Here is a 16,537-nt window from a genome sequence, read left to right as displayed (position 1 = left end):
CAGTACGGGGGTTCGGGGCGGAGCACTTGGGGGGTGCGGGTCAGCCGGTCCGGTCGCTGGTCGTGGTCCGGTCGTCGGACGCGGTCGGGGACTCGTCCTTCCCGGCCTCGGAAGAAGCATCAGTGTCGGAAGAGGCCCCGGCGCCGAAGGAGAACCGGCGGCCCGGACCGCGGTCACCGAAGATCTTCGCCAGCGTGCCCGTCCGGTGCAGCACCACCTGGGTGACCACCTGAAGTCCGATCCACGACACGGCGTACAGGGCCCCGTCCAGGGCGGGCACGGTGTCGACGGGGAGCGTGTACGCCATCACCACGCGCAGCAGCGCGTCGCACAGCAGACCCACGCCCCACAGGACCGTGAGTCTGCGCCACACCCGCCGGAAGCCCGCGTCCGCCTCCCACAGCTTCTCCAGCAGCGCCGCCTTCCCCGGCAGCAGCGAGCGCAGCGCCTGGTAGGTGAAGGGCCGCGCGGTCCACAGCGTCACCAGCAGCCAGATGCCGGCCAGCGCCGTGAACAGGCTGTTGCGGGCCAGCACGATGCGCGGGTCGGAGGTCGTCAGCGAGGCCACGGAGCTCACCACCAGCAGGGCCAGGGTGAAGATGCCGATGGCGTCGGTCCTGCGGTGGCGGATCGCGGTGTGCAGCGTGTGCAGGGCGGGCGCGGCGCCGCTCAGCAGCAGGGCGGTGATCTCGCCCGCCCCGGCGGCCCGCAGGCCGTAGTAGAGCCCGACCGGCAGCACGATGTCGCACAGCACGGTCACGGCGAAGCCCCAGCGGGGGGACGAGGCCTCCTTGTCGTCGGGCGGGTCGGCGGACGGAGGGTCGGCGTGGGGGCCCGTGGGGCCGGGGCGGGATGTGGGGGAGGTCATGAACGGTGTTCCCGTGGGGTGGTCGACGGTCGGCCGGGCGGATTCGAGGGCTGTGCGGGCACGTCCGACGGCCGGGTGTGGCGGTCGGACGCCGGCGACGACTCCGGTGCCGCGTGCGGCGGTCGAGCAGGCGCGCCGTACGGGTGGTGGGGGACCGGGACGCGTCGTGCCGTGGCGCGCACGGCGTCCACCAGCTCCATCGCCGCGACCGCCTCCGCGCGGACGGCGCTCTCCTCGGGGCCGGCCCCGCCCCGGCGCACCTGTCCCGCGAACGCCTCGAGCAGCAGTCGCAGTTGGTCGGCGGCGGGCAGGTGCAGGCGCTCCTCGCGGTTCTGCTCCTCCAGCACCACCAGCGGCTGGTGGGCGGGCGGCGGGGTGAACGCCCGCGTCACGGTGACCCGGGCCCGGTCCCCCCACACCGTGTAGGCCGACGCGTAGGCGTGCTCGAACCCGAAGGCCAGCTCGGCCAGCACGCCGGACGGCGACACCAGCAGCACCTGGCCCGACAGGTCGAGCCCGTCCTCGGGCCGGACCCGCAGGGTGGCCCCGGCCACCTCCAGACCCGGCCCGAGCAGCAGCGAGGCCGCCCGCAGGGGATACACCCCGAGGTCGAGCAGCGCGCCGCCGCCCAGTGCGGCGTCGTGGCGGATGTCGTCCTCGGGCAGCGGGGGGATGCAGAACTCCGCCCGGAAGGAGGCCGGCCGGCCGAGCCGTCCCGACTCCATCAGGCCGCGGACATGGGCGTGCTGCGGATGGTGCGGGAACATGACGTTCTCCCGCAGGACGAGACCCCCCTCCGCGGCCAGCGCGCACAGCGCCCGCGCCTCCGCCGCGTCCACACCCATCGGCTTCTCCACCAGGACGTGCTTGCCCGCCCTGAGCGCCTGCTCGGTGAAGCGGTGGTGCAGTCCCGTCGGCGTCGAGATGTACACCGCGTCGATGTCCGGTCTGGCGAGCAGCGCCTCGGCGTCCTCCTCGGCCGCGCAGCCGAAACGCTCCGCGAACTCCTCGGCCTTCGACGCCGTACGGCCCGCCACGGCCGTCAGCCGCAGCCCCGGCGTGCGCACCACCGTGGGCAGCACCCGCCGCCACGCGATCGACGAGGTCCCCAGCGCGCCCAGCCGGACCGTGCGCTCCGGCGTCTGCGTCGCGGCGCCCGTCGTCGCCGGGTCCTTCGCCGCGGTCTCCTTCGTCATGGTCCCGTCCGTCACAGCGACCTCCAAGCCGCGATCAGCGTCCGCGCCTGGACGTTCAGATGGTGGCCGTAGCGCAGCAGTTCGTCCACCTGGCGCAGGGAGACCCAACAAAACTCGTCGGAGACCACCGGCAGGTCGTCGTCGGTCTCGACGACGACGTAGTGGCTCTGGGCGTGCAGGAAGCGTCCGCCCTCCTCCGAGAGCTTCACGTCGTACACGGCGCCGGCGCGACGGGCCAGCACCTCGTCCAGATAGGCCGGTCGGGAATCGGCCGGCAGGTGCGCGTAGTTCTCCGGCGTGTACTGCACGGTCGGGCCGAGTTCCACGACCGACACGAAGCCGGGTTCGGCGCGGGCCCGCAGCAGGGCGTGCGGCACGCCGTTCAGCCGCCGCACCACCAGCGCGGCCAGGCCGGTCCCGTGCGGCTTCAGCAGGGGCTGGGACCAGGCCCGCACCTCCCGGCGGGCCGACGCGACGTCCACCGCCACCACGCTGAAGTACCGGCCCTGCACATGAGCCACCTCGGTGTCGCCCATGGTCCAGTCCTTGGTCTCCGCCAGCCCGATCGGGGTGACCCGCACCTCGTGCTCGGCCCGCCGGCGGGTGATCCAGCTGCGGACGTCGGTGTCCGGGTGCGCCGCCTCCGCGGCGTGCGCCCGCCAGTCCGGCAGGCAGGACAGCACGGTGCGCGCGTCCATGTTCACGAGGTTGTCCTCGCGCAGCAGCGCGTTCACCTGTCCCAGCGTCAGCCAGGCGAAGTCCTCGCCCGCCTCGACGTCGGAACCCACCGAGACGATCATGTTCCGGTTGCGCTTGCGCAGGAACCACGATCCCTGCTCCGACTGGAGCACGTCGGCCACCACGGAACCCGGCCCGGGCCGGCGGAAGCAGTCGAGGTAGGGGACCTTCGAACCCCCGTGGACCCGCATGTAGTTGCTCTTCGTCGCCTGCACGGTCGGGGACAGCTGCACCCCGTTGACGTTCCCCGGCTCGGACTTCGCCTGCATCAGCAGGTGCGGGATGCCGTCGAAGTCGCGCAGCGCGATGCCCAGGATGCCGATCTCCGGCTGGTCGATGATCGGCTGCTCCCAGGCCGGTACGGGTCCGAAGTCCGACGACACCCGCAGCCCGTGCACCGCGAAGAAGCCTCCGCTGCGGTGCCGCAGGTCGCCGGTGCGCTCGTCGAAGGCCCAGCCGTCCAGCTCCGCGAACGGCACCCGCTCCACCCGCTGCGTCTGCGCCCGGCGGCGGTCCTCCAGCCAGGCCGCCAGTCCGGCGTTGCTCAGCACGCCGCCGTCGACGGCCGCCGCGGACGCGGCCAGAGCCGCCGCGCCGGGCGTCCGCACGGACTGCGACGGCGCCGGCGCGCTCGTCGGTGTCATGGATACGACCTTCCCTCACTCGAGGCCCACGGCCCCACGGACGGTTCACCGGCCGGAGCGCCGTCGGTCACATGTCCGCGCGTAAGAACGGCACCCGCGCCGAAGGAATGGCATCCGAGCCGAAAACAACGGCACCCGAGCCGACGAAACGGCACCCGCCCGCACAGGGACGGCGGCCGAACCGGAAACGGCCGGCAGCCGCACCGGAAGAAGCGCCAACCGAATGCGGCATTCCTCAGCGTGCCCGATCGGATTCGAGCATTCGCCTAGTCATTCCGCCTTGCGGCCCGCCGCCCGACCTGGCTATGGGCAGGGGAGCAGCGGGGGTCCCGCGCCCGTCCCGCGACGCGTCGACAACCCCGCCGGGGCCGGGCCCCGCAACGCCCCCGACGTGCCTAGGAATTCCCCTAAAGCGTTTCGCGCGGCGGCCGGACGCCCCCTGACCGCGTGCGAATGTGAGGGCTGCTCCCGCCCCCCCGCCCTCGGTATCTGGAGTGCCATCGATGAACGAGCCGGTGCCCACCGACCTCCGGAACGTCGCACCGGGCCACGAACCCGTGGCCGTCGTCGGTCTCGCGTGCCGGCTTCCGGGAGCCGACGGCCCGGCCGCCTACTGGGACCTCCTCACCGAGGGCCGCAGCGCCGTCACCGACACCCCGGACGACCGCCGCGACGGCGCTCCCGCCGACGGCTGGCCGCTGCCGAACGGCGGCACCGCACCCCACCGGGGCGGCTTCATCACCGCGCCCGCGGACTTCGACGCCGCGTTCTTCGGCATCTCGCCCCGCGAGGCCGACGCCATGGATCCGCAGGCCCGGCTCGCCCTCGAACTGGGCTGGGAGGCACTGGAGCACGCCGGCATCCCCGCCGCGTCCGCCCCCCGGGCCACCGCCGTCTACCTCGGCGCTGACGTCTGCGACTACGCCGACGTCGTACGGCGGTCCGGCGCACGGACCGGACACCACACGCTCACCGGACTCAACCGGGCCCTCATCGCCAACCGGCTGTCCCACGCGCTCGGCGCCACCGGCCCCAGCATGACCGTCGACAGCGCCCAGTCCTCGTCCCTGACCGCCGTCCAGCTCGCCTGCGACAGCCTCCGCCTCGGCGACTGCGAACTCGCCCTCGCCGGCGGCGTGCACCTCAACCTCAGCCCCGAAAGCTCCCTGGCCGCCGCCCAGTTCGGCGCGCTCAGCCCGGACGGCGCCTGCCACACCTTCGACGCCCGCGCCAACGGGTACGTACGCGGTGAGGGCGGCGGCGTCGTCGTCCTCAAGCTCCTCGGCCGCGCCCTCGCCGACGGCGACCGCGTGTACGCCGTCATCCGCGGCGGCGCCGCCAACAACGACGGCGACGGCGCCGACCTCACCACCCCCGACGCCACCGCCCAGCAGGCGGTCCTGCGCGCCGCCTACCAGCGCGCCGGGGTCGACCCCGCCGACGTCGGCTACGTCGAACTCCACGGCACCGGCACCCGCGTGGGTGACCCCGTGGAGGCCGCCGCCCTCGGACAGGTCCTCGGCCGCGCCGCGGGCCGCCGCGCCCCGCTCGCCGTCGGATCGGTGAAGACCAACATCGGTCACCTGGAGGGCGCGGCCGGCATCGCCGGGCTCCTCAAGACCGTGCTGTGCCTCTCCCACGGCCACCTCGTGCCCAGTCTTCACCACGAGCGCCCGAACCCGGCCATCGACCTCGACGCGCTCGGCCTGCGCGTCCAGCGCGACCTCGCCCCCTGGACGCCGGACACCCCCGGCGCGCCTCTCCGGGCGGGCGTCTCCTCCTTCGGCATGGGCGGCACCAACGTCCACCTCGTCCTCGAAACCGCCCCCGACGCCCCCGACGCCCCCGCGTCCGCCGTCACGGCCGGAACGCCCGGTACCCCCCGCACCGCCCCCGTCACCGTCCCCTGGCTGCTCTCCGCCCGCACGCCCGAGGCCCTGCGCGCCCAGGCCGAACGCCTAACCGGCCACGTCCGCGCCGTCCGGCCCGACCCGGTCGACACCGCCTGGTCCCTGCTCACCACCCGCACCCACCTGGAACAGCGCGCCCTCGCCGTCGGCGCCGACACCACGAGCCTGCTGGACCAGCTCGCCACCGTCGTCCCCGCCGGACCCGTCGACGGCGACATCGGACGGCCGGTGTTCGTCTTCCCGGGCCAGGGCAGCCAGTGGCACGGCATGGCCGCCGAACTCCTCACCACCTCACCGGTCTTCGCCGACCGCCTCGCCGCCTGCGGACGCGCCCTCGCCCCGCACGTCGACTGGGACCTCGAAGCCGTACTGCGGGGCGACCCCGAGGCCCCGCCGCTGGACCGCTCCGACGTCGTCCAGCCCGTCCTGTGGGCCGTGATGGTGTCCCTGGCCGCCCTGTGGCAGGCGCACGGGGTGCGGCCCGCCGCCGTCGTCGGCCACTCCCAGGGCGAGATCGCCGCCGCCTGCGTCGCCGGCGCCCTGAGCCTCGAGGACGCGGCCCTGGTCGTCGCCCTCCGCAGCAAGATCCTCGTCCCCCTGGAGGGCCGCAGCGGCATGGTGTCGCTCGCCCTCACCCCGGACGCCGCACGCGACTTCACCGCCCGCTGGGACGACCGCGTCACCGTCGCCGCCCTCAACGGCCCCACCTCCACGGTCGTCTCCGCCGACGCCGACACCGTCACCGACATCCTCGCCACCGCCGAACGGGAGAACGTACGCGCCCGCCGCGTCGGCATCGACTACGCCTCCCACTCGGCGCACGTCGAACCCGTCCGCGACGAGATGCTGCGGCTCCTCGCCCCCATCACCCCGCGCACCCCCGAGGTGCCCTTCCTGTCCACCGTCACCGGCGACTGGCTCGACGTCCCCACCGACGCCGCCTACTGGTACGACAACCTGCGCAAGCCGGTCCTGCTCGAACCCGCGGTGCGCGCCCTCACGGCCGCCGGACACGGCGCCTTCGTCGAGGTGAGCCCCCACCCCGTCCTCACCGGCCCCGTCCAGGACACCGTCGAGACCGCCGCCGGTCCCCGCCAGGCCGTCGTCACCGGCACCCTGCGACGCGACGACGGCGGCCCCGCCCGCTTCCAGGCCTCCCTGGGCGCCCTGTGGGCCCGGGGCGCCGACGTCGACTGGACACCGGTCTTCGCCGGACTCACGCCCCGCCGCGTCGACCTGCCGACGTATGCCTTCCAGCGGCGGCGGCACTGGATCTCCGGGGTCGCCGCCCCGGCCCTTCCGAGCGCCGCCCCGGCCCTTCCGAGCGCCGGCCCGGACCTTCCCAGCGTGGGCTCCAACCTTCCCGACACCGCTCAGGCCCGGTCGGACAATGCCCCGGCGCTGCCGTCCGGCGCCGACGCCCTGCGCCTGGTGCAGGAGAGCACCGCCGTCGTACTGGGCCACTCCGACCCCGCGGCCGTCGACCCCCGGCGCTCCTTCAAGGACCTCGGCATCGACTCCGTCACCGCCGTGGAACTGCGCGACCGGCTCAACGCCCTCACCGGACGCGCCCTCCCCGCGACGGCGGTCTACGAGTATCCGACCCCGGCCCGCCTCGCCGACCGTCTGAGCGCCGACACCGACGACCTCGCGGGCACGCCCGCCACTTCCACCGGCCGTACCGGCAGGACCGACGACGATCCCATCGCCATCGTGTCCATGGGCTGCCGTTTCCCCGGGGGCGTGCGCAGCCCGGAGGACCTGTGGCGGCTCGTCACCGACGAGGCGGACGCACTCTCCGCGTTCCCCACCGACCGAGGATGGGACCTCACCGGCCTCTTCGACCCCGACCCGAGCCGCAACGGCACCACCTATGTCCGCGAAGGCGGATTCCTGGAGGACGCGGGCGAGTTCGACGCCGCCTTCTTCGGTATCTCGCCGCGCGAGGCTACGGCGATGGACCCGCAGCAGCGGCTGCTCCTGGAGACCGCCTGGGAAACCCTGGAACGCGCCGGCATCGACCCCCGCACCCTGCACGCCACCCCCACCGGCGTCTTCGTCGGCGCCACGGCCCCCGAGTACGGCCCCCGTCTCCACGAAGCCACCGAAGCCGTCGAAGGCCACGTCCTCACCGGCACCACGTCCAGTGTGGCCTCGGGGCGCATCTCCTACGCGCTGGGTCTTGAGGGCCCGGCGGTGACGGTCGACACCGCCTGCTCGTCCTCGCTGGTCGCGCTGCACCTGGCGGTGCGCGCCCTGCGCGACGGCGAGTGCTCCCTCGCCCTCGCGGCCGGCGTCACCGTGATGTCCGGTCCCGGCATGTTCGTCGAGTTCAGCCGCCAGCGCGGTCTGGCACCCGACGGCCGTTGCAAGCCGTTCTCCGCCGGGGCCGACGGCACCAACTGGGCCGAGGGCGTCGGCGTGCTGCTGCTCGAGCGCCTGTCGGACGCGCGGGCCAACGGGCACCAGGTGCTGGCCGTCGTCCGCGGTTCGGCCATCAACCAGGACGGTGCCTCCAACGGCTTGGCGGCCCCCAACGGTCCCTCCCAGGTGCGGGTGATCCGGGCCGCGTTGGCGGACGCCGGACTGTCCGCGGCGGACGTGGACGTGGTGGAGGCGCACGGCACGGGCACGAAGCTCGGCGACCCGATCGAGGCGCAGGCGCTGCTCGCCACCTACGGGCAGGAGCGCGACGCCGAACGCCCGCTCTTGCTGGGCTCGGTGAAGGGAAACATCGGCCACAGTCAGGCCGCCGCCGGTATGGCCGGCGTCATCAAGACGGTCGAGGCGATGCGGGCGCGTGTCGCCCCGAAGTCCCTGCACGCCGAGGAAGCCACGCCGTACGTCGACTGGTCGTCGGGGTCGGTGGAGCTGCTGGCGCAGGCCCGGGAGTGGGAGACGCCGGACGGTCGCCCGCGTCGGGCGGGGGTGTCGTCGTTCGGGATCAGCGGGACGAACGCGCACGTGATCCTGGAGGAGGGCGAGGCCTCGGAAGCCCCGGAAGTGCCTGCGACTGACGCCGACATGGTTCTCCCGCTCTTGGTGTCGGCTCGTTCCGAGACGGCGTTGGCGGGTCAGATCGACCGGTTGACGGCGCATCTGGAGTCGGCTGCCGTGCGGCCGGTTGATGTGGCCTGGTCGCTGGTGGTGTCGCGGTCGGTGTTCGAGCATCGGGCGGTGCTGGTGGATGGTGAGCCGGTGGCGTCGGGTGTGGTGGCGCCGTCGGCCGGTTCGCCGGTGTTCGTGTTCCCGGGGCAGGGGGCGCAGTGGGCCGGGATGGCGGTGGAGCTTCTTGACTCCTCGCCGGTGTTCGCGGAGCGGTTCGCGGAGTGCGGTGAGGCGCTGGCTCAGTTCGTCGACTGGTCGTTGACGGATGTGGTGCGCGGGGAGGACGGTGCGCCGGGTCTGGACCGGGTGGATGTGGTGCAGCCGGTGCTGTGGGCGGTGATGGTGTCGCTCGCCGCCGTCTGGGAGTCCTACGGAGTACGGCCTGCGGCTGTTGTGGGTCACTCGCAGGGCGAGATCGCTGCCGCGGTGGTGTCGGGCGCGCTGAGTGTCGTGGACGGTGCGCGTGTGGTGGCGTTGCGGTCGCGGGCGATCGTGGCGCTGGCCGGGCGGGGCGGGATGGTGTCCGTCGCGCTGACGCACGAGGACACCGAGTCGCTAATCTCCCGTTGGGAGGGGCGGATTTCGGTCGCTGCGGTGAACGGGCCGACGTCCACGGTGGTGTCGGGTGACGCCGACGCCTTGGACGAACTCGTCGCTCACGCGGAGGAGTCCGGTGTGCGGGTGCGCCGGATCGAGGTGGACTACGCCTCGCACTCGGCCCACGTCGAGTCGATCCAGGAGGAGTTGGCGGAGCTTCTTGCCCCGGTCGCGGCGGGCGAGCCGTCGGTGCCGTTCCTGTCGACGGTGACGGGGGAGTGGATCAGCGCGGGTGAGACGGATGCCGGCTACTGGTACCGGAACCTGCGTCAGACCGTACTGCTGGAGCCGGTCGTGCGGCGGCTGGCGCAGTCCGGGCACGGTGCGTTCCTGGAGATGAGCCCGCATCCGGTGCTGACCGTGCCGGTCGCCGAAACCGTCGAAGCGGTCGGCACTGATGCAGTGGTCGTCGGTTCCCTGCGCCGGGGTGAGGGCGGCCTGGACCGCCTGTACGTCTCCCTGGGTGAGGCGTGGGCGCGTGGTGTCGCCGTCGACTGGACGCCCGCCTTTAAGGGTCTGTCCCCGCGCCGCGTCGACCTGCCCACCTACGCCTTCCAGCGCCGCCGTTACTGGCTGGAAGCCCTCAAGAACGAGCCGCAGGCGGCCGCCGATCCGGTGGAGGAACAGTTCTGGCGCACCGTGGAGGAAGGCGACCTGTCGGAGTTGGCCGCCACCCTCGGTGTCTCCGACCAGGACGGCCGGCAGGGGCTGCACGCGGTCGTCCCCGCGTTGGCCGCCTGGCGGCGGTCGCGCCGTGAGCACGGGCTGGTCGACGGCTGGCGTCATCGTGTCGCGTGGCGGGCCCTTCCGGCCCTCACCCCGGCCCCGGCCGACATCGACGGCTCCTGGCTGCTCGTCGTCCCCGCGGCCGTCGAGGACGACGACGTGGCCACCACCGTACGGGCCGCGCTCGAAGACCGAGGCGTCCGCACCCTGACGCTCACCGTCGCGTCCGAGGACATGAACCGGGCAGCCCTCCAGGCGCTGCTCGACCGCACCGACGGTGCCGGCACGGTCACGGCCGTTCTCTCCCTGCTGTCCCTCGACACCCGTCCGCACCCGGAGCGACCGGCCGTTCCGCTGGGGCTGGCCGGCAGCCTCGCGCTCGTCCAGGCCCTCGGTGACGCGGGAATCGACGCACCGCTGTGGTGTGCGACCCAAGGGGCAGTGGGCGTTGGTCCGCACGAGGCCCCGACGGCTCCCGTGCAGGCCGGCGTCTGGGGCCTGGGCAGAGCCGCGGCCCTGGAGCACCCCAAGCGGTGGGGTGGACTTGTCGACCTCCCCGCCGTTCCCGCTCACCGCACCCTGGCCCTCCTGCCCGACGTCATCGCCGCGGGCGGCGAGGAGGACCAGGTCGCCCTGCGGGACGGCAAGGCGTACGGCCGTCGGCTCGTCCACGCACCCACCGGTGGCAAGACGCCCCCGCGTGTCTGGAAGCCGCGCGGCACCGTCCTCGTCACCGGCGGCACCGGAGCGCTCGGCGCTCACGTCGCGCGCTGGCTGGCGGACAACGGCGCCGAACACGTCGTCCTCACCGGGCGTACGGGCGACGGCCCCCACGTCGAGGAACTCCGCACCGAAGTGCGGTCGCTCGGGACCCGGTTGACGGTCGCCGCCTGCGACATGGCCGACCGTGAAGCGGTGGCCGGCCTGGTCGTCCGTCTCGCCGAGGACGGCACCCCCGTACGGTCCGTCGTCCACGCGGCAGGCGTGAGCGCGCTGGGCCCTGTGGCGGACGCCGGGCCGGCGGACCTTGAGACCACCCTCTCCGGAAAGGTGCTGGGCGCGGAACACCTCGACGCCGTCCTTGACGCCGAACAGCTGGACGCCGTCGTCTACTTCTCGTCCATCTCCGGCACCTGGGGAGTCGCCGACCACGCCGCGTACGCCGCCGCCAACGCGATCCTCGACGCCCGCGCCGAGCGTCGCCGCGCCGACGGCGCCCCCGTGCTCTCCGTGGCCTGGGGACCCTGGGCCGGCGGCGGCATGATCGCCGAGTCCGTGCAGGGCGACCTCGCCCGCAGGGGCGTCCCCGTGATCGAGCCCGCCACCGCGATCACCGGTCTCCAGCAGGCCCTCGACCACGACGACACGTTCGTCGCCGTCGCCGATGTCGATTGGCGGCGCTTCGCCGAGGTCTTCACCTCCGTGCGTGGTAGCGCGCTCCTGCGGGAGCTGCCCGACGCCGTGATCACGGTAGACGCCGGCAGCGACGGAACCGCAGCCGCCAGCGGCGACGGCCACGCAGGCGCCCTGCGGGAGATCGCGGCCCTGGAGCCCGCCCGCCGGCCGGCCGCACTGCGCGCGCTGGTGGGCACCGCCGTGGCCGCCGTGCTCGGACATGACACCCAGGACCCCGCCGCCTCCGGGGCCCTCGGCGACGAGACGGCCTTCAAGGACATGGGGTTCGACTCGCTGACCGCCGTCGCCCTCCGCGACCGGCTCAACCGTGCCACCGGGCTCACCCTGCCCACCACCGTCGTCTTCGACCACCCCAGCATCACCGCCCTGGCCGCCTGCATCGAGGAGCGGGCGTTCGGCCGACCGGAGACGCCGGGACGGGAGGCGGCGACCGCGCACGACACGGGCGACACGCGCGACGTCCACGCGGACGATCCCATCGCCATCGTGTCCATGGGCTGCCGCTTCCCCGGGGGCGTGCGCAGCCCGGAGGACCTGTGGCGGCTGGTCAGCGAAGAAGTGGACGCCATCACACCGCTGCCGACCGACCGCGGCTGGGACCTGGACGCCCTGTACGACGCCGACCCCGATCACCTCGGCACCAGCTACGTCCGTGAGAGCGGCTTCCTGGAGAGGCCGGGCGAGTTCGACGCCGGCTTCTTCGGCATCTCGGCGCGTGAGGCGACGGCGATGGACCCGCAGCAGCGGCTGCTCCTGGAGACGACCTGGGAGACCCTCGAACGCGCCGGCATGGATCCCAAGGCCCTGCGCGGCAGCTCCACGGGTGTCTACATCGGCCTCACCGACCAGGAGTACGCCACTCGACTGCGCGCCGCCTCCGGCGACAACGAGGGCTACCTCGCCACCGGCGCCGCGGCCAGTGTGGCGTCGGGGCGTATCGCGTACGCGCTGGGTCTTGAGGGCCCGGCGGTGACGGTCGACACCGCCTGCTCGTCCTCGCTGGTCGCGCTGCACCTGGCGGTGCGCGCTCTGCGCGACGGCGAGTGCTCCCTCGCCCTGGCCGGTGCGGCCACGGTGATGTCGGGCCCCGGCCCCTTCGTCGCCTTCAGCCGCCAGCGGGCACTCGCACCCGACGGCCGCTGCAAGCCGTTCGCCGACGACGCGGACGGGTTCGCCCTCTCCGAGGGCGTGGGCGTACTGCTGCTGGAACGACTGTCGGACGCGCGGGCCAAGGGGCACCAGGTCCTGGCGGTGGTGCGCGGCAGCGCGGTCAACCAGGACGGCGCCTCCAACGGCCTCACCGCGCCCAACGGTCCCTCGCAGGAGCGGGTGATCCGGGCGGCGTTGGCGGACGCGGGGGTGTCGGCGGCGGACGTGGACGTGGTGGAGGCGCACGGCACGGGCACCAAGCTCGGCGACCCGATCGAGGCGCAGGCGCTGCTCGCCACCTACGGCAAGGAACGTGACGCCGACCATCCGCTGTGGCTCGGGTCCCTGAAGTCCAACATCGGCCACACGCAGGCCGCCTCCGGCGTCGCCGGCATCATCAAGACGGTCGAGGCGATGCGGGCGCGCACCCTGCCCAGGTCACTGGCGGCCGAACGGCCCAGCACCATCGTGGACTGGTCCTCGGGGTCGGTGGAGCTGCTGGCGCGCGCCCGGGAGTGGGAGACGCCGGACGGGCGTCCACGCCGGGCCGGGGTGTCGTCGTTCGGGATCAGTGGCACGAATGCGCACGTGATCCTGGAGGAGGGCGAGGCCCCGGAAGCCCCGGTAGCGCCTTCGGCCGAGGACGAGACAGTGGTCCCGTTCCTGGTGTCGGCTCGTTCCGAGGGAGCGTTGGCCGGTCAGATCGAGCGGCTGACGGCGCATCTGGAGTCGGCTGAGGTGCGGCCGGTTGATGCGGCGTGGTCGCTGGTGGTGTCGCGGTCGGTGTTCGAGCATCGGGCGGTGCTGGTGGGCGGTGAGCCGGTGGCGTCGGGTGTGGTGGCGCCGTCGGCCGGTTCGCCGGTGTTCGTGTTCCCGGGCCAGGGGGCGCAGTGGGCCGGGATGGCGGTGGAGCTTTTTGACTCCTCGCCGGTGTTCGCGCAGCGGTTCGCGGAGTGTGGTGAGGCGCTGGCTCAGTTCGTCGACTGGTCGTTGACGGACGTGGTGCGCGGGGAGGACGGTGCGCCGGGTCTGGACCGGGTGGATGTGGTGCAGCCGGTGCTGTGGGCGGTGATGGTGTCGCTCGCCGCGGTCTGGGAGTCGTTCGGTGTGCGGCCTGCGGCCGTGGTGGGTCACTCGCAGGGTGAGATCGCTGCCGCGGTGGTGTCGGGCGCGCTGAGTGTCGTGGACGGTGCGCGTGTGGTGGCGTTGCGGTCGCGGGCGATCGTGGCGTTGGCCGGGCGGGGTGGGATGGTGTCCGTCGCGCTCACGCACGAGGACACCGAGTCGCTGATCTCCCGTTGGGACGGCCGGATTTCGGTCGCTGCGGTGAACGGGCCGACGTCCACGGTGGTGTCGGGTGACGCGGACGCCCTGGACGAGCTCATGGTCCATGCGGAGGAGTCCGGGGTACGCGTGCGCCGGATCGAGGTAGACTACGCCTCGCACTCGGCCCATGTCGAGTCCATCGAAGCGGAGTTGGCGGAGCTGCTCGCTCCGGTCACCGCTCACACGCCGTCGGTGCCGTTCCTGTCGACGGTGACGGGGGAGTGGATCAGCGCGGGTGAGACGGATGCCGGTTACTGGTACCGGAACCTGCGTCAGACCGTACTGCTGGAGCCGGTCGTGCGGCGGCTGGCGCAAGCCGGGCACGGTGCGTTCCTGGAGATGAGCCCGCACCCGGTGCTGACCGTGCCGGTCGCCGAAACCGTCGAAGCGGCCGACATCGACGCTGTGGTCGTCGGCTCGCTGCGCCGCGGCGAGGGCGGCCTGAACCGCCTCTACACGTCTCTGGGTGAGGCGTGGGCGCGCGGCGTCCCCGTCGACTGGACGCCCGCCTTCCACGGCTTGTCCCCGCGCCGCGTCGACCTTCCCACCTACGCCTTCCAGCACCGCCGTTACTGGCTGGAGGCGCCCAAGACCGAGCCGCAGACGTCCGCCGATCCGGTGGAGGAGCAGTTCTGGCGCACCGTCCAGGAGGGCGATCTCCAGCAGGTCGCCAGCACCCTGGGCCTGGAGGCCACCGAGGCCCTCGGCGAGGTCGTTCCGGCGTTGTCCGCCTGGCGACAGGCGGGCAAGGAGCGTGCCACGGTGGACAGCTGGCGCTACCGGGTGGTCTGGCAGCCCCGTGAACTGCCCGCTGCCAACGCCCTGGACGGCACCTGGCTCCTCGCCGTCCCCGAGACGTGGACCGACGACGAGCTGACGCTGCGGACACGCGACGCACTCACCGAGGCGGGCGCCGACGTCGTACGCCTCGACGTGCCGGACAACGCGGACCGAGTGGTGCTGGCCGAACGGCTGGCCGCCCTCACCTCCCCGGGAGCACCGCCCGCGGGCGTGCTGTCGCTCCTCGCGCTGGACGATGCCCCCGACAAGCGGAGCAGCGGTGTGTCGCGCGGGCTCCTGGCCTCGATGGCCTTGAGCCAGGCGCTCGCGGACACCGGACTCGTCACCCCCCTCTGGGCGATGACGCGGGGAGCGGTGGCGGCCGACGCCACCACGGAGACCCCGGACACCGGACAGGCCGCCGTCCGGGGCCTGCTGAGGGTGGCCGGGCTCGACGACCCCGAACGGGCCGGCGGCCTCGTCGACCTCCCTGCCGGGGACGACGCGCACGGCCTGCTGTCCCGCCTGACCGCCCTGCTCGCCGGACACGGCGCGGAAGGCGCCGGGGAGCGCGGCCGGGAGACGGAGTTCGCCGTACGCGCCGGTGGCGTGTATGTCCGGCGTATGGTCCGCGCGCCCCGGGCCGCGGAGCCGGCGGCCGGCCGTCCCGGGTGGAAGCCCCGCGGCACCGTCCTCGTCACCGGTGGCACCGGCGCGCTCGGCGCCCATGTGGCCCGGGACCTGGCCCGCGAGGGAGCCGAGCACCTGGTGCTGACCAGCCGCCGCGGACCGGACGCCCCCGGCGCCGAGGCACTGCGCGAGGAGCTGACCGCCCTGGGCTGCCGGGTGACCGTCGTCGCCTGTGACGTCGCCGACCGTGCCGCACTGGCCGCCCTCCTGGACGGCGTACCGGAGGAGTTGCCGCTCACCGCGGTCGTCCACACCGCCGGTGTCGTCGACCGGGCCAGGCCGCTCACCGACGTCGACGCGGACGAGGCGGTCGACCTCGTGCACGCCAAGGTCGTCGGCGCCCAGCACCTGCACGAGCTGCTGGCCGACCGGCCGTTGGACGCGTTCGTGCTGTTCTCCTCCGGGGCCGGCGTCTGGGGCAACGGCGGACAGGCGCCCTACGCCGCCGCCAACGCCCACCTCGACGCGCTCGCCGAGCGGCGCCGGGGCGCCGGTCTGCCCGCCACCTCGATCGCCTGGGGCGCCTGGGCGGGCGGCGGCATGGTCGACGCCGAGGTCGGGGAGCAGTTGCTGCGCCGGGGCGTGCCGGCGATGGAACCGGGGCTCGCCGTGCGGGCGCTGCGCGAGGCGGTGGCGGACGGCGACACGACCCTGGTCGTCGCCGACATCCGCTGGGACCGGTTCGTACCGGCGTACTGCGCGCACGGCCACCGGCCGCTCATCGACGACGTGCCCGAGGTCCGTGACCTGCTGGCGCGGCGGCACGAGGAGGAGGCCGCCGGGCAGGACGACACCACGGCCGCCGACGGACTGCGCGGAGAACTCGCCGCCCTGCCCCCCGCCAAGCGGCGCCGCCGCCTGGTCGACCTGGTCCGCACCCACATCGCCACGGTGCTCGGCTCCGGCGACGGCGTCCGCACGGGCAAGGCGTTCCGGGACATGGGCTTCGACTCGCTGACCGCCGTCGAACTGCGCAACCGCCTCGGCTCCGCGCTCGGCACCCGGCTGCCCGCGACGATCGTCTTCGACCACCCCACACCGAACGCGCTGGCCGGCCACCTCGACGACGAGCTCTTCCCCGGCGACACGGCTCCCGGCACCGTCCTCGACCCACGGCTGCGGGACATCGAGGCGGCCTACCGCGCCGCCGCCGACCCCGCCGGCCGGCAGGAACTCGCGGACGCGCTGCGCGGACTGCTGGACAGCTGGACGGCGTCCCCCGGCGACCCGGCATCCCCCGGCGCCCCGGCACACACCGGCGACCCGGCGCACACGGACGTAGACGAGGAACTGGTCGACGCCTCCGACGAGGACATGTTCGACCTGATCGACAGGGAACTCGGGATCTCCTGAGCGGTCCCCCCGACACGACCTCCCGATTCTCGAAGG

4 protein-coding genes are annotated in these 16,537 nt (G+C 73.8%); 1 reads left to right on the top strand and 3 read right to left on the bottom strand.

Features of this window, described 5'->3' with window-relative positions; translation table 11 throughout:
• Nucleotides 1–40 precede the first annotated feature (40 nt).
• The 3 genes from ACFOSY_RS04880 to ACFOSY_RS04870 are packed head-to-tail and all read right to left on the bottom strand — an operon-like array spanning nucleotide 41 to nucleotide 3,446.
• Nucleotides 41–868, bottom strand: coding sequence for a VC0807 family protein (locus ACFOSY_RS04880; protein WP_394305457.1), 828 nt, complete (start codon nucleotides 866–868; stop codon nucleotides 41–43).
• Entirely contained in the window at nucleotides 865–2,064 is a 1,200-nt protein-coding gene (locus ACFOSY_RS04875; protein ID WP_394305456.1) for a Gfo/Idh/MocA family protein, read from the bottom strand. The genes ACFOSY_RS04880 and ACFOSY_RS04875 overlap by 4 nt, the downstream gene beginning before the upstream one ends.
• Before the next feature lie 11 nt (nucleotides 2,065–2,075).
• Nucleotides 2,076–3,446, bottom strand: coding sequence for an NDP-hexose 2,3-dehydratase family protein (locus ACFOSY_RS04870; protein WP_394305455.1), 1,371 nt, complete (start codon nucleotides 3,444–3,446; stop codon nucleotides 2,076–2,078).
• A 503-nt stretch (nucleotides 3,447–3,949) separates the two neighbouring features.
• On the opposite strand from ACFOSY_RS04870, the gene ACFOSY_RS04865 reads away from it, so the two are divergent.
• Nucleotides 3,950–16,501 carry a type I polyketide synthase gene (locus ACFOSY_RS04865; protein WP_394305454.1) on the top strand — a complete coding sequence of 4,184 codons (12,552 nt, stop codon included), beginning with the start codon at nucleotides 3,950–3,952 and terminating at the stop codon, nucleotides 16,499–16,501.
• The last annotated feature ends 36 nt before the right edge of the window (nucleotides 16,502–16,537 follow it).

Origin of the sequence: Streptomyces lusitanus (assembly GCF_042647945.1) — a bacterium.
Classification (GTDB): Bacteria; Actinomycetota; Actinomycetes; order Streptomycetales; family Streptomycetaceae; genus Streptomyces; species Streptomyces pseudogriseolus.
Note: the sequence above shows the minus strand (reverse complement) of the source record. Positions and strands in the feature narration are given on the sequence as shown.